The organism is Methanolapillus africanus (assembly GCF_032714475.1).
Lineage (GTDB): Archaea > Halobacteriota > Methanosarcinia > Methanosarcinales > Methanosarcinaceae > Methanolapillus > Methanolapillus africanus.
This window is the reverse complement of the sequence record NZ_JAWDKD010000011.1, coordinates 14,500-33,488: the sequence shown is the minus strand read 5'-3', so window position 1 is coordinate 33,488 and position 18,989 is coordinate 14,500. Positions and strand designations below refer to the sequence as shown.

At 45.8% G+C, this 18,989-nt stretch carries 24 protein-coding genes; 3 read left to right on the top strand and 21 right to left on the bottom strand.

Going from position 1 to position 18,989, the window contains the following annotated elements:
* The first annotated feature begins 266 nt into the window (after positions 1-266).
* Positions 267-1,208: a hypothetical protein gene (locus tag MsAg5_RS02980; RefSeq protein WP_338099135.1), complete on the top strand. Its 942-nt coding sequence runs from the start codon at positions 267-269 to the stop codon at positions 1,206-1,208.
* A 146-nt stretch (positions 1,209-1,354) separates the two neighbouring features.
* The gene (locus MsAg5_RS02975) at positions 1,355-1,816 is read left to right on the top strand and encodes a VOC family protein (RefSeq protein ID WP_338099134.1); all 462 of its coding nucleotides are present in this window, start codon (positions 1,355-1,357) and stop codon (positions 1,814-1,816) included.
* A gap of 174 nt (positions 1,817-1,990) precedes the next feature.
* Here the strand turns inward: MsAg5_RS02975 and MsAg5_RS02970 are convergent, their stop codons facing one another.
* The 21 genes from MsAg5_RS02970 to rpl3p form a co-directional block, all read right to left on the bottom strand.
* Entirely contained in the window at positions 1,991-3,124 is a 1,134-nt protein-coding gene (locus MsAg5_RS02970) for a leucine-rich repeat domain-containing protein (protein WP_338099133.1), read from the bottom strand.
* A 278-nt stretch (positions 3,125-3,402) separates the two neighbouring features.
* Positions 3,403-5,157 (bottom strand): leucine-rich repeat domain-containing protein, encoded by a 1,755-nt coding sequence (locus MsAg5_RS02965; RefSeq protein ID WP_338099132.1) that lies wholly within the window; start codon positions 5,155-5,157, stop codon positions 3,403-3,405.
* Between the two features lie 350 nt (positions 5,158-5,507).
* On the bottom strand, positions 5,508-5,954 hold the full coding sequence (locus MsAg5_RS02960) for a 50S ribosomal protein L19e (protein WP_338099131.1): 447 nt from the start codon (positions 5,952-5,954) through the stop codon (positions 5,508-5,510).
* 1 nt (position 5,955) lies between these two features.
* The gene (locus MsAg5_RS02955) at positions 5,956-6,432 is read right to left on the bottom strand and encodes a 50S ribosomal protein L32e (protein ID WP_338099130.1); all 477 of its coding nucleotides are present in this window, start codon (positions 6,430-6,432) and stop codon (positions 5,956-5,958) included.
* Positions 6,433-6,442: 10 nt separating this feature from the next.
* A complete protein-coding gene (gene rpl6p / locus MsAg5_RS02950; RefSeq protein ID WP_338099129.1) occupies positions 6,443-6,976 on the bottom strand; it encodes a 50S ribosomal protein L6 in 534 nt (177 codons plus the stop codon).
* Between the two features lie 12 nt (positions 6,977-6,988).
* Positions 6,989-7,381 (bottom strand): 30S ribosomal protein S8, encoded by a 393-nt coding sequence (locus MsAg5_RS02945; protein WP_338099128.1) that lies wholly within the window; start codon positions 7,379-7,381, stop codon positions 6,989-6,991.
* A gap of 11 nt (positions 7,382-7,392) precedes the next feature.
* Positions 7,393-7,545 carry a 30S ribosomal protein S14 gene (locus MsAg5_RS02940; protein WP_338099127.1) on the bottom strand — a complete coding sequence of 51 codons (153 nt, stop codon included), beginning with the start codon at positions 7,543-7,545 and terminating at the stop codon, positions 7,393-7,395.
* Position 7,546: 1 nt separating this feature from the next.
* Positions 7,547-8,065 carry a 50S ribosomal protein L5 gene (locus MsAg5_RS02935; RefSeq protein WP_338099126.1) on the bottom strand — a complete coding sequence of 173 codons (519 nt, stop codon included), beginning with the start codon at positions 8,063-8,065 and terminating at the stop codon, positions 7,547-7,549.
* A complete protein-coding gene (locus MsAg5_RS02930; RefSeq protein ID WP_338099125.1) occupies positions 8,065-8,763 on the bottom strand; it encodes a 30S ribosomal protein S4e in 699 nt (232 codons plus the stop codon). The genes MsAg5_RS02935 and MsAg5_RS02930 overlap by 1 nt, the downstream gene beginning before the upstream one ends.
* A gap of 5 nt (positions 8,764-8,768) precedes the next feature.
* A complete protein-coding gene (gene rplX / locus MsAg5_RS02925; protein WP_338099124.1) occupies positions 8,769-9,128 on the bottom strand; it encodes a 50S ribosomal protein L24 in 360 nt (119 codons plus the stop codon).
* Between the two features lie 10 nt (positions 9,129-9,138).
* Positions 9,139-9,537 carry a 50S ribosomal protein L14 gene (locus MsAg5_RS02920; protein WP_338099123.1) on the bottom strand — a complete coding sequence of 133 codons (399 nt, stop codon included), beginning with the start codon at positions 9,535-9,537 and terminating at the stop codon, positions 9,139-9,141.
* Positions 9,538-9,539: 2 nt separating this feature from the next.
* Positions 9,540-9,866, bottom strand: a complete 327-nt coding sequence (locus MsAg5_RS02915) for a 30S ribosomal protein S17 (RefSeq protein WP_338099122.1) — start codon at positions 9,864-9,866, stop codon at positions 9,540-9,542.
* Positions 9,867-9,876: 10 nt separating this feature from the next.
* On the bottom strand, positions 9,877-10,188 hold the full coding sequence (locus MsAg5_RS02910) for a ribonuclease P protein component 1 (RefSeq protein WP_338099121.1): 312 nt from the start codon (positions 10,186-10,188) through the stop codon (positions 9,877-9,879).
* A gap of 2 nt (positions 10,189-10,190) precedes the next feature.
* On the bottom strand, positions 10,191-10,394 hold the full coding sequence (gene rpmC, locus MsAg5_RS02905; RefSeq protein WP_338099120.1) for a 50S ribosomal protein L29: 204 nt from the start codon (positions 10,392-10,394) through the stop codon (positions 10,191-10,193).
* Entirely contained in the window at positions 10,394-11,278 is an 885-nt protein-coding gene (locus tag MsAg5_RS02900; RefSeq protein WP_338099119.1) for a 30S ribosomal protein S3, read from the bottom strand. Before MsAg5_RS02900 ends, rpmC begins: the two co-directional genes overlap by 1 nt.
* Position 11,279: 1 nt before the next feature.
* Complete coding sequence (locus MsAg5_RS02895) at positions 11,280-11,735, bottom strand: 50S ribosomal protein L22 (RefSeq protein WP_338099118.1); 456 nt, start codon at positions 11,733-11,735, stop codon at positions 11,280-11,282.
* A 10-nt stretch (positions 11,736-11,745) separates the two neighbouring features.
* Complete coding sequence (locus MsAg5_RS02890; protein ID WP_338099117.1) at positions 11,746-12,162, bottom strand: 30S ribosomal protein S19; 417 nt, start codon at positions 12,160-12,162, stop codon at positions 11,746-11,748.
* Positions 12,163-12,174: 12 nt separating this feature from the next.
* Positions 12,175-12,891, bottom strand: coding sequence for a 50S ribosomal protein L2 (locus tag MsAg5_RS02885; RefSeq protein WP_338099116.1), 717 nt, complete (start codon positions 12,889-12,891; stop codon positions 12,175-12,177).
* Between the two features lie 10 nt (positions 12,892-12,901).
* Positions 12,902-13,150, bottom strand: a complete 249-nt coding sequence (locus MsAg5_RS02880; protein ID WP_338099115.1) for a 50S ribosomal protein L23 — start codon at positions 13,148-13,150, stop codon at positions 12,902-12,904.
* Positions 13,147-13,920, bottom strand: coding sequence for a 50S ribosomal protein L4 (gene rpl4p, locus MsAg5_RS02875; protein WP_338099114.1), 774 nt, complete (start codon positions 13,918-13,920; stop codon positions 13,147-13,149). Before rpl4p ends, MsAg5_RS02880 begins: the two co-directional genes overlap by 4 nt.
* Positions 13,921-13,925: 5 nt before the next feature.
* Positions 13,926-14,939 (bottom strand): 50S ribosomal protein L3, encoded by a 1,014-nt coding sequence (gene rpl3p / locus MsAg5_RS02870; RefSeq protein WP_338099113.1) that lies wholly within the window; start codon positions 14,937-14,939, stop codon positions 13,926-13,928.
* 864 nt (positions 14,940-15,803) lie between these two features.
* Between rpl3p and MsAg5_RS02865 the strand changes: the two genes are divergently transcribed.
* The gene (locus tag MsAg5_RS02865; protein WP_338099112.1) at positions 15,804-18,680 is read left to right on the top strand and encodes an immunoglobulin domain-containing protein; all 2,877 of its coding nucleotides are present in this window, start codon (positions 15,804-15,806) and stop codon (positions 18,678-18,680) included.
* Positions 18,681-18,989: the final 309 nt, after the last annotated feature.

Below are 18,989 nucleotides of genomic sequence, written 5' to 3'. Positions count from 1 at the left end.
AATTGCCGGGGAAAAATGAGCGTGTCGAGTTTGGAATACAAATGTGAAAAGTGCGGAAAATTTGTTTTTGTTCATGATTGATTTCATTTTATCAAAATTGATTGTATTCAAATCAATTTTAATTGAGTTATCGTTGCCGGATGCCAATGAATTAATATAGAAGTGATTCCAAAAAATATGTTTAATTTTAAACACTTAAAAATAATTCGTGTTTGAAATTAAATATTTTATTTTTGAAATAATATAATAATTGTGGGTTTTAGACTATGAAAAAAATAATGATGGGAATTCTTTCTTTACTTTTAATTTTAATATTGATAACACCTGCTTTTGGCGCGATCAGCCAATTCCAAGCAGCTGAAGCCGCTAAACCATATCAGCATGATGGAGAACTTTCGTATGCATACGGACCATACACTTACGAAGGGCGCCCTTATTACTACATTAGTTTTACAACAAACGATACGCAAACAGGAACTTTGGTTGTAAACGGAGAAGATGGAACGATTGTTAAAGATACTGACACCATTCGAAAAATTGTATTTACACATTTTATGCTGCAAGATATAACATCTGATTCTGTCGCCAGCGATATTTCAAATTTAACGGAATCAAAAAAAGATGAACAAGAGTTTGGATCAATTGGACAAACAATGAAGAGACTGCTTCCATATTTGAAAACAGAAGATGAAGAAAAGGTAAAAGGATTAATCAGTTCTTTCTCAAAATTAGAAGCTGATTTTCAAAAAATGAATCAAATTGATGAGGAAACAATTAAAATTGAAAAAGATGTGGTCGGTGGTAACAAGTCGTATGAAAATGCAAAAAAAATAAGCGACCAATATCAAAAAGCGATCGATATCGGAAATGAATTTATGGATGATTTTAAAAACGCTGTCAATCAAATGAACGCGTTCTATGATATATTTATTGACAATTCAAACTACTACCGAACAAACAAAAATGAATGGATTGAAGATAAAAAAGAATTCAATATCGAAATGGAAGGAACTATTGATGAGTTGGAAGTTTTATTGAGTGAACTTACATATCTTATAAACACTGAAGCGACTAAATCTATTGAGTGGGATGTTGAATCTGCGGAGTCCAGAATTTCCGCAAACGAAACTCCCGGTTTTTCCTTCTTCTTAACCGCTGCCATTCTCGGACTTGCGGCAATTGTTGTCGGAAAAAGATACAGAAAGTAACTTAAATACTCAACAAAATTGCCGGAAACGGCAATTTTTTCTCTTTTTGATTTCTTTCTCTTTTTTGATTTCATCTTATCATTTTCCGTTCGACAGATTATTTATAATATTTTGAGGATAATATCAGCGTGTCAAAATGATTAATTTTGAACACAATTTCAATTGAAATCCAAGAGCGTGTGAAAATGGTTCTGCAAGCCTTCATCAATTTTAACGGAAACTGCCGCGAAGCAGTCGAATTTTATGCAAAAACATTCGGCGTCGAAAAGCAACAAATGATGACGTTCGGCGACATGCCGAATCCGGACTTTCCGATGGACGACGACGTCAAAAAGCGCATCGTTTACACATTTTTAAACATCGATGGGCACAATCTGATGTTTTCGGACACCATGCCCGGAATGCCTTTTGTCGCCGGAAACAATATCAGTTTGACATACGGTTCCACAGACAAGAAAAGAATTGAAAAGCTCTTCAACGACCTGAAAGCCGGCGGAAAAGTTGAGATGGAACTCCAAAAAACGTTTTGGAGCGAATCGTACGGCATGGTCACGGACAAATTCGGAATCCAGTGGCAGCTCAGCTTGGACGATGGAAAAATGCAATGATTGCAATTGAGAAACATAAAAATGAAAAACTCATTTTTGACGAATCACCCAAAGTGATCGTCATAACGCGCGCGGCGGCGTGCGCAAAAAACAAAAAAAAAAAAAAAAAAAAAAAAATAAAAATAAAGAAGGTAAAACTTGTTGAACGGGTTTTACCTTTTTACTTGAATCGATTTATTGATTCTTCTTTTTCGACGAATACAAGTAAACGCCGCCGGCAATCAAGATGATCAAAACGATCGCGACGATAACCAATACCCAAGTTGTTGTCGACAAACCGCTGCTTTCAGCGCTTGAGAACGACAATTCGTAAACGACCGATCCTGAGAACCCGGGTTCGTATTCGTTATCGAAACTGAACTTGACGCTGGATACGGAATCCAGGCTTTCCCAAGTGATGGTGTTCGTGGCGGCGTTGTACGTTCCGCCGTTGCTGATGGATCCGTTTTTCGGCGGAATCGGGTGTCCGTCCGGATAGAATGCCGGATTGTCAACAGACAAAACGGAGCCGGCCGGAATTGTTTTCGTGAAAGTGATGACGTCGTCTTCCAAATCAATGTAATAAACCGGATCGTCCGAAATGAACAAGAGGTCCAGCGTCTCAATTTCCGACATGTTTACAACCGGTTTTTGGTCAAAGGAAATGGACAAGATTTTCAAATTCAAATCGTAAATCGGACGGGCGTCCTGAACAACCGTGTCTGAAATGTCCAGCGTCGTCATGCCGCCCATATTTTTAAGGACGGAAACGTCAAAAATCGGATTTTTGGCGATGGAAAGCGCTTCCATATTGGTCAAATTATACAAAACGGAAATATTGGACACGCTGTTGTTGTTGATGTAAAGCTCTTTCAAGTTCAGAAGATTCTCCGCCGGCGAAACGTTGGAAATCTTGTTATCGTTCACATAAAGATATTCAAGCTTCGTTAACCCTGAAACCGCGGAAATGTTTGAAATGTTGTTGCCGCCCAAATCCAGAACGGACAGATTTGTCAAGTTTGCAAGCGCGGAAATGTCGGAAATTTCATTTTTGTTCAAATAAAGAGACTGCAAATTGACCGCATATTCGAGTCCGGTCAAATTTGAAATCTCGGCCGACTGCGCCACCAATGAGGTTAAATTGGCCATGTCCGAAACCGTCAAAGAATGGTTGGCGTCAAGGTTCAGCTGCGTGTTGATCGCTTTTTTCAAATTGGCGTCGGGAACGTTAACCAACGTGTCGTCAGCCAGCGCCGACGGCGTCAACGCCAAAAGAATCAAAGAAATCAAAAGGAAAACGGATAATTTACGAAACGTGTTTGTCAACATATTTTTCCACCAAAAAGTTACTCAAAGACCGGGTCACTCATCCGGCCGATTATATATAAATGGCAAAGATAATATTTAAACATTGTTAAAATAAAAACGGGAATCGTCAAATAAAAAAAGATGAAAAACAAAAATATAAATGAAGAGAAATGAAAAGCACCCACTGTTTTGGACGAAACATGAAAAACGAATGCCATAACGCGCGCGCCGGCCGCCGCGCCAAAAATAAAAAAAACCGTTTTGACGATGTCAAAACGGATTGAATGCATTTTTTCGAATTATTTCTTTTTCATAAAGAACCAATAAGCGCCGCCGATCAAAGCAATCCCGCCGACAGATCCTGCGATAATCAAAGCCCAACCGGTTGTCGTCAAACCGCCTGAAGACGTGCTGCCCAAATTATTTGCCGATTCATTTTGCGGCGATTGTGAAGAGGGCTGCGTCGGCGTCGTTGGTGTCGGTGCCGGCGTTGACGGTGTTGACGGCGCAGGTTCCGTTACCGGATCGGATTTCGGCACGGTTTCCACCACCATGGCGCTGCCGAATCCACCGCTATCGGAAACCGGTTTTTTTGGAACCAACAAATATTCAATCGACACGAGACCGGAACCGCCGGCCTTGTATGCCACATAATTGTCTTCCGACGCGTAATCTTGATAAGTCCAAGTCACCGTGTTTGTGATGTCATCGTAAACCCCGTTGCCGGTAATCGTGCCGCCCACCGGCAGAAGAACAGCACCGGAATCATTGTAAGCCGGATTTTTGAGTTGAGCAGGCTCGCCGATCGTTATCGGCGCTAAAATTTTGACATAATAGTAACCGCCCCAAGTGCCGGCAGATTCAATGGAATCGTTGGACAAAACCAAAATCGCCGAACTTGGCAAATCCGTCAGCTGACTCTGATAAGCCGGATTGTCGTTCAAAACCAAAAATTCCAAAGCGGAAAGACTGTTCAAAGAGGAAACATCAGCAATCGGATTTTGCGACAACGTCAGAATTGTCAGATTGCTCAGACCGGCCAAATCAGAAATATCTGAAATACTGTTGTTGTGCAAATGCAATTGTTCCAAATCGGTCAGGCTGCTTAACGGTGAAACATCGGTGATTTTCTTACCGGACAAATCCAGATAAGTTAAACCTTTGAGAGCCGACAAGGCATTGATATCAGAGATATCATTGTTGCCAAACAATTCAAGTTTCTTCAAATTGGTCAAACCGGCTAAGGGAGAAACGTCGACAACGGAATTGTTTGTCAAATAGAGGTTGTTTAAATTCGTGAGACCGGACAACGATGAAATTTCAACGATATTGTTGTCGCCCAAATCCAAATATTTCAAATCATCCATGTTGCTTAAATTTGAAATGTCGGAAATATTGTTTTCATAAATACTCAGTTCAGTCATATTAGTCATGTCTTCCAGAGCGGAAATATCTGAGATATTGTTTCTGGAAAGCGTCAGTTTGGTCAGATTTGTCAAACCGGAAAGGGAATCAATATTGGAAATATTATTCCCGCTGATGTCTAAATAAGTCATATTAACCATGCCGGAAAGAGCGGAAACGTCGGAAATATTGTTTTCATACAGCCTTAATTCCGTCAAATTGGTCAACCCACTCAATTCGGAAATATCAGAGATTTGATTATCCGGCAGCATCAGTGTTTCCATTTTGACCATGCCTCTTAAAGCCGAAAGATCAGAAATATTGTTGTTGCCTAAGTCTAAATATTCCAAATTGACGGCATGTTCAAGCCCGGATAAATCTTGAATATTGAGAGAATAAGCCGATAGCCTGGTTAATCCGGCCAAGTCCGTGTCATACAACGTTTCTGACATGATATCTTTACCGACAGCCGCAAAAACGGCCACTTCCAAATTTGGGTCTTGAATCGTCACAGGAGTTTCCGAAACGGTCGCCGCGGACGGCACGGGCGCCAAAAGAAAAAGCGAAATCAGAAGAAACACAAGTAATTTGAAAATTGCTGAATAATGCCGGAAATTTGAGTTTGAATTTTCTGTTTTTGAAATTGACATAACATATTCCTCCGTTGTACGTTTTTAAGGAAAAGAATCGGAAAACACGAAAAAGGATTCCTGAATATTTCTCCATAAATGAATGAAGAAAATATCACACAATAGAATACTCCAAAAAAATATATAATATTTTGTTTATATACATAATTTAATAAAATTGGTTAAAAAATATTAAAAATTCGGCAATTATCAAACAAAAATAAGAAAACGAACCCATCTTTTTTGACGATTCGCCAAAAATGATCGCCATAACGCGCGCGCATGCCGGCGCATGAATCAAAACAAAACAGAATCATTAAAAGAAAAAAATAAACAAAAAAAAGAAAAAAGAATTGAAAAAAGTAATATGATTACTTTTTCAATTCAGCTTGAATGTGGGCTTCCAAGTGAGCCGTGTTTCTGAACTCTCCGCCTTTCGCTTTTCTGTAGTAGCGGCAGTAGGATTTTTTGTCCAGGGTCTCGTCCGCACGCATCTCTTTCAATTTCTTTCTGAGGGCGCGGATCTTTTTCATCCACAATTCTTTGCTGGGTGTTCTGGCGCCTTTCTTACCTTTGCGGGAACCTTGACCTTTTCTGTGGCCGTAGGCTCTCTTTTCGGCGACGATTCTGGCGCGTCCGCGGCTGACGCCTTTCACTTTCTTGGCCTTGATGAGGCCTTCGGAAATGAGCCCGCGAATGTCTTCACGGGTGATGGCTTCCGCGATTTTGTCGCTTTGTTCGGGGTCAAGCCAGACGCGGTCAAGACCGCAGTCCAAGACTTGGGAGGCCATTCTTCTTTGGTTGGTTAAGTTTGCCATATTAGACTTCCCCCTTTCCCGGGTTTAACACTTTAATGCCGAATTCGGCCGCTTTCGCGACGATGGCTGCCTTCTTTTTGCTGCCGACTGCGCCGGCAATTCTGACTGCTTCAAATTCAGGGTCGATCAAAGCCAATTCATCCACATTGTTGACGATGACTTCATCGTAACCGGACGGGTGAAGGCCTCGGATCAAAGCCGGGCTGCCGTAACCGACGGTCACGAGCGCGCCTTTGCCGTAAATACCGGCACGCTGCTTGCTCTGAAGACCGCGCGGGCGTCTCCAGCTGGTGGAAAGACGCTTGAATTTGTGCTGGCCCTGCTTGTGGAAGGACGGTTTTCTCGATTTTTGAACTTTACGAACGTTGAACAAACGTCTGAACTCAGGGTCCGCATCAAGGAGGTTGGTTGCACAAACCGCGTCAACGGACGTGTTTTCTGCGGCGTTTGTTTCAGTAACTTGATTTTCTTTTGCCATTGTAACCACCTTATGATTTATCCACCACGTAAATACCGTCTTGGAAGACGCGCGGGTCAAATCTCTTGATTTTGGTTTTCTGTTCGATGTTGGCGGTCGTTTGTCCGACTTCTTCCTTGCAGATACCGGAAACAACGACGCTGTTGCCGCTGATCTTCACCGTGGTTTTTTCGCCGACGATTTTGGCGACACGGGATTTCTTTTCTCCGAGGAAGTTGCTGATCACGAACGTCTTGCCGTTCACTTTCGTCTGCATCGGGAAGTGAGAGTACACAATGGTCATTTTGTACTCAAAGCCTTCCGTCACACCGTGAATCATGTTCTCGATGTGGGACGCGTAGGTGCCGACCATGGCCTTAAATTGCTTTTTCGGGTTTTCCGAATCAACAGTAATTTCAGCGCCGTTGATGGTGATGTTAATGCCCGGGTAGTAAAACTCGCGGACATTTTCGCCTTTCGGACCCTTCACGGTCATGATGTGTTTGTCGTAAGTGATGGTCACGCCGGGTGTGACAGTGACAGTTTCTGAATATTCTATTGCCATCTTGCCACCCCGTTAGTAAACGTAAGCCAAAAGCTTTCCGCCGACATTCTTTTCACGCGCTTCGTTGTGGGACAAGACGCCCAAGGACGTGGTCAAAACCAAGACGCCGAAGTTCTTCGCGGGCAAGTATTCCTTTTCCCACTTCTCAAAGCCGTCCACACCAATCGAGTAGCGCGGTTTGATGGCGCCGCAGTCGTTGATGGAACCGGCGAGTTTGACTTCATAGACGCCGGCTTTGCCGTCTTCGACGAATTCGAACGACTCGATGTAGCCGCCTTCTTTCATCACATTCAGCACGTTTCCGATAATTTTGGAAGCCGGGCGGATGACGCAGTTTGTTTTGCCGACGTTTTCCGCGTTTTTAATGACGGATAAAGCGTCAGCCAGAGGATCAAATAATACCATTTCTTGTCACCTCAGCTGTACTTGTTAAAGCCCATTTTCGGGGCCACTTCTCTAAAGCAGTGCCGGCACAAATAGATGCCATATTTGCGGACAAGCGATTGCTTTTGACCGCAGCGTTTGCAACAGCTGGCGCCGCGTCCGAATCTCTTTTTTGTCTGTACCATGTTAAATGACCTCCACACCGTAATTGTCCTTTAAGAATGCAATGGCGTCCGTCTTGTTCATCTTGTGGGATGCCGGAACTTTGCGCTGTGCAATTCTTCTGTTGCTGATTCTGCTGCCCGGGCGTTTCATGACGACAGTTACGTCCATACCAAAAACGCCGATGTTCGGGTCATACTTCATACCGGGGAAATCCGTGTGTTCTTCGATCCCAAAGGAGACGTTGCCCGTTTGGTCGAATTGGGAGCTCTTTAAGGTGTTTTCGACAATTTTCAAAGAGGTCGTGAGGAAATTTTCCGCATTTTCCCCTCTTAAAGTGACTTTACAGCCGATCGGCTCTTTCTTTTTAATCCCGAACGCCGGAACGGTCATTTTCGCAAATGCCCGAATCACGGTTTGTCCGGTGATTTCCGCAAGTATGTTTTCTGCATCAACGAGGTGTTGGCCGCTTTCGCCGACACCCATGTGGACAATAACTTTCTCGATTACCGGAGTTCTCATTGGATTGTCTGAGTTGCTCATTACTGATCACCGATTTTAATTTCAGGTTTGTCCTCACCGATTACGAAAACATAGTTCTCGATGGTTTCAATATCTTGTTTGCCGGAAACTTTCACCACGTTGTTCTTGGAACTGCGGATGGTTTCGATTTCCGTAATTTTGCCGACCATTCCGCTGTGCTGGCCGCCCGTGATCATCACGGTGTTGCCGACCTTGTACTCGAACCGGGCCAAGATTTTCTTGTCCGGAAGGGAGAGTTTCACAGTGTCTTTGGTCTTGTAGTCTTCAGACGCTAAAATGTTGGTGCCGTCGTGAAGGTTCAATTGGGTTTTACCGCCCTTGACGGTGGTCTTACCGTTGATTCTGCAGACTTTCCACTGACCGCGGCTTTCGTCAATTTCATTGAGGTAAAGACGGCCTTTGGAGTCTTGAAGCATGCGATAATATTGATTGTTCGCGGGGATGGCGATGACGTCAAAAATACCGACCGGGAACTTTAAGTTTTTCCGGACGACGCCGTCGACGAGCACCTGTTTCTCTTGGAGAATGCGGGTGGCTTCTTTGGAGGTGTCGACGATTTTGAGGAGGTCACGTAAAATCACGACGAGCGGAAGGCTTGAGTCTTTGTTGTGCGGACCGGGGCTGGTTGCCGTAATCCATTTGTTGGTCTTTTTGGGAACTTTCCAGCTGGTCGGCATTGACATTCTTTTCTGGTGCATTTGACTCACTCCTTTCTGCGGATGCGTGCATCGCGTGTTTTATCTTTGAGTTCCAATTTCGTGATCATCACGTTGGACGGATAGATGGGTCTCGGAACTTCTTCGCCGTTGACTTTGGTCGACACGACGCCGGCCACGTGAATGACGCAGTTGGCGAGATCGACTTTTTCAACTTTGCCCGAAACGCCTTTGAAGTCGCCGCGCATCACCAAAACGGTGTCGCCGGTGATGACCGGAGCGGAACGGGTGTTGTATTTTTTAGACAACTCGTCGCTTAAGCGGGCGCCCATGTATTTTTGGCGCATGTGAAGCGGCGCGTTGTATCTGGCTTTTCTTTGCTTTCTGGGTTGGATAGATGTTGCCATTTTTGTCACCTCAGATCACAATAGATGCGGTTGTACCGACTTTGGGGAATCTTTCCGCGACTTCACGGGCCACCGGGCCTTTGATGTCGGTTCCTTTCGGAACACCGGACTCGTCCACAAGGACCATGGCGTTGTCTTCAAAAGACACGTGCAGGCCGTCGGGCCGTCTGATTTCTTTCTTTTGCCGGACAACGACCGCCAAGAGAATTTGTTTTCTCATTTCGGGCGTGCCTTTTTTGACGGAAACGATACAGAGATCGCCGACGCCGGCTTTCGGGTATCTGTTTTTGACACCACGGTAGTTTTTGACGGAAATAATTTCAAGCACTTTCGCACCGGTGTTGTCGACGCAGTCGACGCGGGCGCCGGAGTTTAAAGCGCGCGGAATGTTGGATCTAATGGCTTTCATGTTTAAGCCTCCTCAGATTTCACAACAACGAATGATTTCGTCTTGCTGAGCGGGCGGCATTCGGCAATGGTCACAATGTCGCCGACTTTTGCGTTGATGCAGGGCGGGTTGTGAGCGTGCATAATGGAGCGGCGCTTTTCGTATCTTTGGTATTTGGATACCATTTTTTCGTATTTTCTTTCAATGACGACGGATTTGTCCATCTTCGTGCTGACGACCGTTCCGACCAGAATTTGTCCTCTGACCGGTAATTTACCATGGAACGGGCAGTGAATGTCATCGCACTCTTTGGTGGGTTCCGGAACATCAATACCAATATCTCTTGCCATAAATTTAACCTCATTTTCTTGATTTCTTTAAGTTCTTTATCCGATTTTGGGGTTGTGAGAGCGTATATTGTCCAATTATTTTTGCGGATATGCGGCCATTTTCTGATTTTTCGGAAACGAGGGAAAAGGAAAACACGGATCCGGCTTTGGGAACCGTTTTCACTTTACCGTTTGTTTCAATCTGAAATGTGTTCCGGGTTTCATCGACGATGATTCCGGAAAGACCTGTTATTGTCGGGTCGCAAGAACTTTGCACCTGAACAAAAAGCCCGATCAGTTCATGAAAAGGCAAATTGTCCGGTGTGATCTCAATTTCAGTCATGTTTAGTTATCTTTCATCTCGGTTTGAATTGTCTTGATGCGTGCGATGGTTTTGGTAATTTCGCCGATGCGGCCCGGGTTTTCCGGAGCGCCGCCGGCGGAAGTCAACGCGCGTTCGCGAATGAGTTCGTTGTTTAATTTTTTGATCTCATCAATTCTTTCGGTCGCGGACATTTTGCGGATGTCGTTTGTTCTGAGGATTGCCATTATTTCTTCGCCTCCTTGTGAACGCGTGCCATCGGATGCCATCCGGAAATACCGTCGTGTTTGTGCTGCCAGACGTCGCCTGCGACGCGTCTGACTTCATTGATGTCGGAGTCTTCGACGACGATTTCATCGCCTTCTTCAACGGAAACAGCTGTCACTTCAGCGACAGTTTCGGTTTCTTCGACGACGACGTCGCCTTCGCTGTCAACAGCAACGACGACTTCTTCTTCAACGACAACGATTTTTTCTTCTTTCACGACAACCGGCTTTTCCTTGATTTCGACCGGCAATCCTTCAACAATCTTAAACGCATCCGGAAGGATAGCGCCCGGTTGAACGATTTTCACTTTACAGCCAAGAGTTCCGAGTTTCTTGATGGCGACGGCGTAGCCGACGTCGACGATTTCCTCGGCCGGGTGGCCGGCGTGCTTCACATACCCGTCCACGAACTTTTCAGTTCTGGCGCGGGCACCGGTTAATTTACCGGAAATGACCACTTCACAGCCGAGAGCACCGGCGGACATAACAGCCCGGATGGTGTTGGTACCGGCTTTTCTGAAGTACCAGCCGCGTTCAATCGATGACGCCAAGCGGTTGGCCATGATTTGCGCGTTGAGTTCGGTCTTTTTAATTTCCTGAGCGTCAATTTGCGGATTGTCAATACCGTACATGTCGGTGACATCTTGCGTCAACTTGCGGATCACTTTGCCGGCTTTTCCAATGACCATTCCGGGTTTTTCGGAGTAGATGGTGATTTGAGTGCCGAGCGGCGTACGGCTCATGTTCATGCCGCCGTAACCGGATCTGCCGAGTTGTTTTGCGAAATATTCATCCATGGAGGCTTTTGTGTATCCGTCTTTAACGAATTTTCTTTCGACTGCCATATTATTGCACCTCGCTTAAAATCAATTCGATGTTCACGGTTTCGGTATTTTTCGGGGACGCACGTCCGCGGGCGCGCGGGAAAAAGCCGCGAATGGTTCGACCGCGGTTTGCAAGAGCGGTTGAAATGAACATCCGGGACGGTTCAAGGCCTTTGTATTCGGCATTGCTTTCCGCGTTTTTGAGGAGTTTTAACATTTCAATCGAGGCGTTGACCGGATATCTTCCGGCTGCCATCGGACCTCTCTTGTGGCCGGCGCCTTCCGTAAATCTCTTGAACGGAACGGCTTGCTTTTGTAAGACGACGTCTTCTAAAAAGGCGCGTGCTTGCGTCACTTTCATACCCTGAATGTGGTGGCAAATTTCACGTGTCTTTTTGAAGGAGATGTGAAGTTCGGAGGCCATTGCCTTGGAGCTGTTCTCCGGAATGGCGATTGTGGAGTAATTAAGTCTTCCCATGTTATCATCCTCACTTCAACGGAACGAATTTACTGGAACGTGTGGCTCCGACACCGGCGCTTCCGTGGGAAACTCTGGATCTGGTCGGCGCGAACTCACCAAAGCGGTGAGCCACCATTTCCGGCTGGATTTCAATGGCGATGAACTTTTTGCCATCGTACACATTGACGGTTTTTCCAACCATTTCCGGTAAGATAATCATAGTCCGTGTGTGGGTTCTGACTTCTTTGCCGGCCCGCATGTCCGCAAGGGCCTTCTTTTGGACTTCGGTCAATCCTCTTGTAATCGATCTTCTCTCCCTGGACGGAAGGAGTTCCGCGAATTCTTCGACGCTGAGCGCCTGAAGTTCCGCAATGGTTTTTCCGCGGTAGGTGAACTCACCCTTACGCTTCGGTAATCTTGATGAACCTGTTTTCTTTGCTGCCATTTGAATCACCCTTTAACGTTTCTTTCCGGTTCTGCGTGCGGCGATGTGACCGACTTTTGCGCCCGGCGGTGCGTTTCTGCTGACCGTTGTGGAGCGGCACGGGTGTTGCCTGTTACCGCCACCGAACGGGTGGTCTCTCGGGTTCATGGCCACTCCTCTGACACGGGGGAATCTCTTGGCGCGAACCTTCATCTTGTGGTACACTTTACCGGCTTTGAGGAACGGTTTTTCAACACGTCCGCCGCCTGCGACGACACCGATAACGGCGCGGCACTCGGGATTGAACCACTTCATTTGACCGGACGGCATTTGAACGGATGTTCTGTTGTCCTCGTGCGCGACGACTGTGGCGTATGTTCCGGACGAGCGGGTGAATTTTCCACCGTCGTTCGGCTTGCCTTCAATGTTGCACACCAAGATACCTTCCGGAATCTTTCCGACCGGAAGAATGTTTCCGGCTTTCACTTCTGCAGCGGGGCCGCATTCGATGATCTGACCGACGGCAACGCCTTCTGTTGCGATAATCAACTGGGATTTTCCATCGTCAAAGAAGACTTTGATGATCGGAGCAGCCCGGGCGGTGTCGTGTTCGACATCAATGACGGTTCCTTTGAGCGTCTCGCCTGCGGGAACGGCCGGATGCATGAGTTCTGCTTTAAATTTGTGAGACGGGGCGGTGAAAGTCGGACTTCCCTTACCTCTTCTCTGTGCGATAATTCGTTTACCCATCTTAACCACCTTATGCGAGTCCGAGTCTGGTTGCAATTTCGTTTGCGGCTTCAGACTTCTCGAATGTGATAATTGCTTTTTTCTGCCCCTTCATGGTGGTCATTGTGCGGACGCTGGCAACTTTAAATCCGTAAAGTTCCTCGACGTCTTTTTTGATCTTTTGCTTGTTGGCGCGGGTATCAACGATGACTTGAAGTTTGCTGTCTTCCATGTGGAACATGGCCTTTTCAGTAATGAACGGATATTGAACCGACATCATTCCATAACACCTTCTTTTTCAGCGAGTTTCATAATGGCGGATTTGGTCCAGACGGTGAGTCTTCCGGCATGTGTTCCGGGGGCCAAAAGTTCCGCGTTGAGCTCGGAAACGGTTGCGATGTCAACACCGGACAAGTTGCGGGCAGCGCGGGAAACGGCTGCTTCATCGCCGGTCACGACAAGGAGGCTTTTTCTGTTCTTGTATTTGCGTCCGCGCATCTTTCCGCGTCCGGCCCGGATGTTTCTTCCGAGTTTGGCGCGCATCACGTCTTCGTAAACGCCGATGGCTTCGAAGAAGGAGATGACGTCCTTGGTTTTGGAAAGGCCTTCAAAAGCATCGTCGGCGACGATCGGCAAGTCTTCCGTCATGAAGATGTGTCCTCTGGTGATGACTAAATCTTCGCTGCAGGTGGCTGCGATGGCCGAGCGGATGGCGAGGCGTCTTTCTTTTTTGTTCACTTTTTCAGAGTAGTCGGTTTCCGGTTTCGGCGGGTGGGCTGCTCTTCCGCCTTTGGCGTGCGGAATGCGGGCTGCGCGGGAACCGTTGACAATTCTCGGAACGTGGGAAGCACCGCGTCCGGAACCCCAGCCTGTTGCGGATGTTTGCATACCGGCGTAAAGAGTCGGACCGTAGGGGTGTCTTCTGTTTGCTTGGGCGGCCAAAACGGCCTTCTTGATCAAGTCCGGGCGGTAGTCTTCAAAAAAGACGGACGGAAGTTCAATTTCCCCGACCGGTTGACCGGATAAGTCTAAAATTTTTGCTGCGACCATGAATATCACCCTTGTTGAGACTGCACACTGATGTGGAGAATTTGCGGTTCTGCCGGTTGTGCTTTGTGGTATCTGACCGGGTCTCTGAAACGGATCAATCTTTTGGACGGGCCCGGGACGCTTCCTTTCACGAGGATGTATTCGCCGCTGACCAAACCGTAGTTAATGAATCCGCCTGCCGGAGTAACGTCGTCTCCGTTTTCGCCGATCTTTAAAATGCGTTTGTTGTATTCTGTTCTCTGGTGGTATCCGACTTGACCCATTTGCGGGGTTTGCCACATAACGTGGTCCGGGTGCCAGGGACCAAGGGTACCGATTTGTCTCAAGCTGCCTTGTCTGGAGTGTTTTCCTTTCATTTTCGCAATGCCCCATCTCTTAACCGGACCTTGTGTTCCTTTTCCGGTTGTGATGGCCGCGGCGTCGACGAAGTTTCCGTTCTTGAAAACGTCGGTCACGCGGATTTCGCTGCCGAGGATGGTTTTGGCGTAGTCGAATTTGGCTTTGACGTCTTTGCCGCTGATTCCGGTTTCCATAACGTCGGGAACCTTTTTCGGAATGCTGGCCACCGCTTTGGGGGTGGTGTAGGTGACGACGCGGATGTCGGTCACTTCGCCTTTCGAAATGAGGTCCTCGATTTTGGCGAGGGCTTCGGCGGATTTGTCAGTTTTCGGGACGCGCAGTCTTCTGGATAATTCGGGCTGCAAGTTGGTGGTCCAGGCTTCAGCGCCGGCCACTTCGCCGCCGATTTCTTTGACGTAGGCGCGAATGGCGGCCACATGGATAGCCGGGGTTTCAATGACGGTCACGGGGACCGCGATTTCCATACCGGCGGTAAGGCTCGTCTTGCTATCATCGATCATGATAACGTGAGTCATACCGGCTTTGTATCCTGCAAATGCCTGTAATTTCGGCTGGCCTTCTTTTGCGGGCCAGGACCTGAATTTCGGCACCGGGCTTTTTGCTCTCTTGCGAGGGCTGAATGCACGTGAACCTCTATCGGGTCTGTGTATGCTTGACATTTTTTGACTCCTTTTGGTTTGATTTTTATCTTAAAATCACCGGGAGCAAAAACAACAGGTCAAATGATGAATGATCAAAATTAAAGAGCGGCAAGCCAAATTCAATCGCTGTTTGTCAGACGGACGCACCATATAATATATGATACAAATCCGACACGTGATTTGAATTGAGCGCAACTGACGGCGATATTTTAGAAAACCGGTCTTTTTCGCTTGAGAGTTTCCGGCACCCGAAAATAAAACATGAATCAATTGCCTTCTTTAGTTTTTAATCCGCAACATCGACAACGAAAAATATTGATGAAATCAATAACATTTTCGTGTTTTTCCGTCAACGATTCTTGAATCGGACAGACGGAAACGGGCTTTCTTTCGAATTGGCCCTGACACTTATGTTGTTCCTACACTTCTCACCGGATTAAAACTAACAATGCGGGGTTTTTCCCTGCGTTGTTAATAAGTAAGACGGATGGACAATGTGATAAGTTATATTTAAAGATTTTCGGGCAAAAGTTTGGCAGACATGACGGCGGGAAAAAAGAAAAGTGACGAGATGAACAAAATTAAAAAATAATGTCAACTGATGATTATAATTTTTGATTGATGAATAATTATATGTATAAATAATTATTTAAAAAATGTTGCATCGTCATTGTAAATATATATTCATTATAATAAATGCTGTTTTTTGAAAACAAATAAATATCCATTAAATTAAAAATATCATCAGTATAAAAAATGTATAATTATATTTTTTGTGGAAGTTATACATTTTTTATAAAGTTAAAAGAAATTTTATAGATTGTAAAAATTTATACAAGTCATAAAATTTTGAGGGAATTAAACTTTAGTGTGTGTGTTAATATGATTCAAAAATCGATTTACAAAAGATTATTCATCGTCATTTTGACGTTGGCGCTGTTGTTGTCAATGGTGCCGGGAACAGCTTTGGGTGCAACGGTGGACCAACATCCGGCCAATGCAGAAATTCTTGTCAGTGGAACCGCAACTTTTATTGCAAAGGGTAATACGACAACCGGCCTATGGGTTGACTTAGGTACGGGCTTTTACTGGCAATATAAATTGAATGAGGGGAGCTGGACAAATGTTTCCAATAACCGCGAAAACGGAACATATACCAAAGAAGGAGCAACCATAAAAATTTCAACAACTGGCGGAAACAATGAACGAACATCTACATTAACTATATCAAATGTGCCAAAAACATGGGATGGAGCACAACTCAGAGCAAGAATTGGTGGAGATGAAACAGACACCGGTCCTGCTACTTTAACAGTTTACAATAAAGCCGAAATCCTAACAGATCTTGGCACACCGACCTATGCCTTTGACGGAACCAAAGTCGTTCTTTCCGTGACGCCTGAGACCGCAACCGGCATGACTTATCAATGGTACAAAAACGGAACAGCAATTCCGGATGCAACGGCCAGAGTTTATGAATTTACAGCCAACAAAACTACAGACAATAGTGCAACTTATTATGTCAAGATCATCGGCGAAGGTGACGCAAAAGTGACCGGCGGAAACAACGTCACTTCCGCAACAACCACATTGACTGTGATGGACCGACCGTCGATAGAAGTAAAAATAAACGGCATATCAACTTCAACAAGACCGGTCAGAGCTTTGGAGAATTCTGAAGTCAATTTCACCGTTGTTGACGCACCCGGTGCAACATACCAATGGAAAAAAGATGGATCGGACATTTCCGGAATCACAGCCATTTCACATACGATTAGTCAGGTGAATCTGACAGATGACACCGGAACTTACAGCGTTGTCGTTACAGCCAATGGTAAGAGTATTGAAATCGGACCGGTGGCTTTGGAAGTTTATCAAGCGGCTTTGATTAACCGAGACGACACCATTCAAAATTATGTTGTCTTTGAAGGAATTGGCAATGATATTACAATGACAGTTGCCGCAGACAACGTCCAAAATTATGTGTGGTCCAAAGACGGAAACGTGATACCAAACGGACCCACCGAAACCGAACTTGTCATCACCAACGCTACCGCTGCTGACGACGGCATTTACTTCGTCCTTGCGCAAGGAGCAGGCAGCACTTACGACACAATCGCCTTAACATTGACCGTTCTCGAACAACCGACCGTCACGCCGGATGAAATCGGAGAAGACGGCAACGCGACATTCGTTGTGAAAACGGTGAAAGGTGTTGAAATTTCGAATACGGAATACACGATTGTGTGGAATAACTTGACCGAACCATCTGTTTCAACAGCCAACCCATTTGAATTAACGGACGCAGTCACAGGAGACTCCGGAAATTATTATGTTAAAGTGACAAACAGTGACGGAATCTTCACAGAATCAGATCCGGTTCTCTTAACCGTTCATGAAAAACCTGTTATTACCGAACAACCGATCAACACAATTGCTTTCGACGGAACGGAAGCACGATTTGAAGTGACGCTGGACGACACAGTTGTTGTAGCAACACCATTCACATATCAATGGTTTGAATCTACAGATGGCGGAATCAACTACGTGGAAATTACCGGTGCTGATGAAAGTCTTTTGGAATTTCTAGCGACTGAAGACAAAGCCGCAAACATGTATTATGTTCAAATCACCGGACAGGGCGTTGGAAATGTCATTGAGTCCAACGAGGTGACGTTGACCGTGATTCCGGAACCGACCGTCACGCCGGAAGAAGCCTTGACCGGAGAAACTGTGACGTTTGCAACGGAAGACAATGGATCTTGGACTTACCAATGGCAGAAAGAAAACAGACATGGTAGCTTCATAGACATTGTCGGCGCAACCGGATACGAATATACCATTGATCCCGTGAGATTGAATTCCGCCGGAAGCTACTGCGTTATTGTCACCGATACTGTTAACGGATCCTCGGCCATTTCAGACCCGCTGACATTGGATGTTAACAGAGCCGCCATCATTAAAACAAATCCGATTAACGCCGTTGCGTTTGACGGACAACCCGACAGCGTGACCTTTTCGGCTGAAGCGAGAAGAGACGATACCGGCTACTTTACTTACCAATGGTATAAAGGAAGCGTTGATGTTACAAACACACTCGTCGATAACAGCACCATAAGCGGAGCGACCACGAAAGACTTGACAATTTCGGGAATCACACGGGCTGAACGCGGAACATACATCGTTGTGGTGACTGGACCGTATGACACACGCGACGATAACAAGGCGACGGCTTCCGCCCGCTTGGTTGTTTTGGACCAGCCATATGCCGACCCGTCCGACACGGTTCAGGAAGGAACGGAAGTGTGGTTCTTCACCGGATACCGGGCCAATCTGAATTATGAATGGCAAAAATGGAACGCAACGACATCGGATTATGAAGCTGTCGGCGCTTCCTCGGATTACGGCATCTTGTCCGCGGCTCTCAGCCACGGTGGAGAGTACCGGGTTGTTGTAACCAATCAAAGAGGCGCTTCGGCGACATCGGACCCGATCACGTTGACCGTGAACAGAAATTCACCGAGCGGATCCGGCGGAATTGGGGGAGCCACAATCATTCCGATGAGCGGACCTGCACCCGAGCCGACCGTCACCACACCGGAACCAACGCCGGAACCAACACCGGACGTGACAGATACAGGCGAAGGATTTGAGCAGCCCGCGTCAATCCCGTGGATGTGGTGGATCATCGCTACAGCCGCGATTGCGTTGATTTCCGCCGGCGTCGGATTCAAAGTCGGACGGGACGGAAAGAAATAAACAAAAACAAGCCAACAAAAAAACAGACAAAATAAAACTCAATAAAAACAGTTGCCGATGAAAGATTTTCTTTCACCGGCTTTTTTTTGGTTTTTAAAATTGAAAACGGACCTATCAAATCAAATTTTTAGTCTTTTTTACAAAAATGAGGCATAAATCACAAAAAAAATTACATATCCAATATGATGGCAGAAACTACTAATATATAATTATAAAAATTTAAATAGTATAATTTTTGTTTTTTTGATGAAAACAAAACCACCAAATAACTATTATTTGAAGTGTATATTTATTAAAATATAATTATAC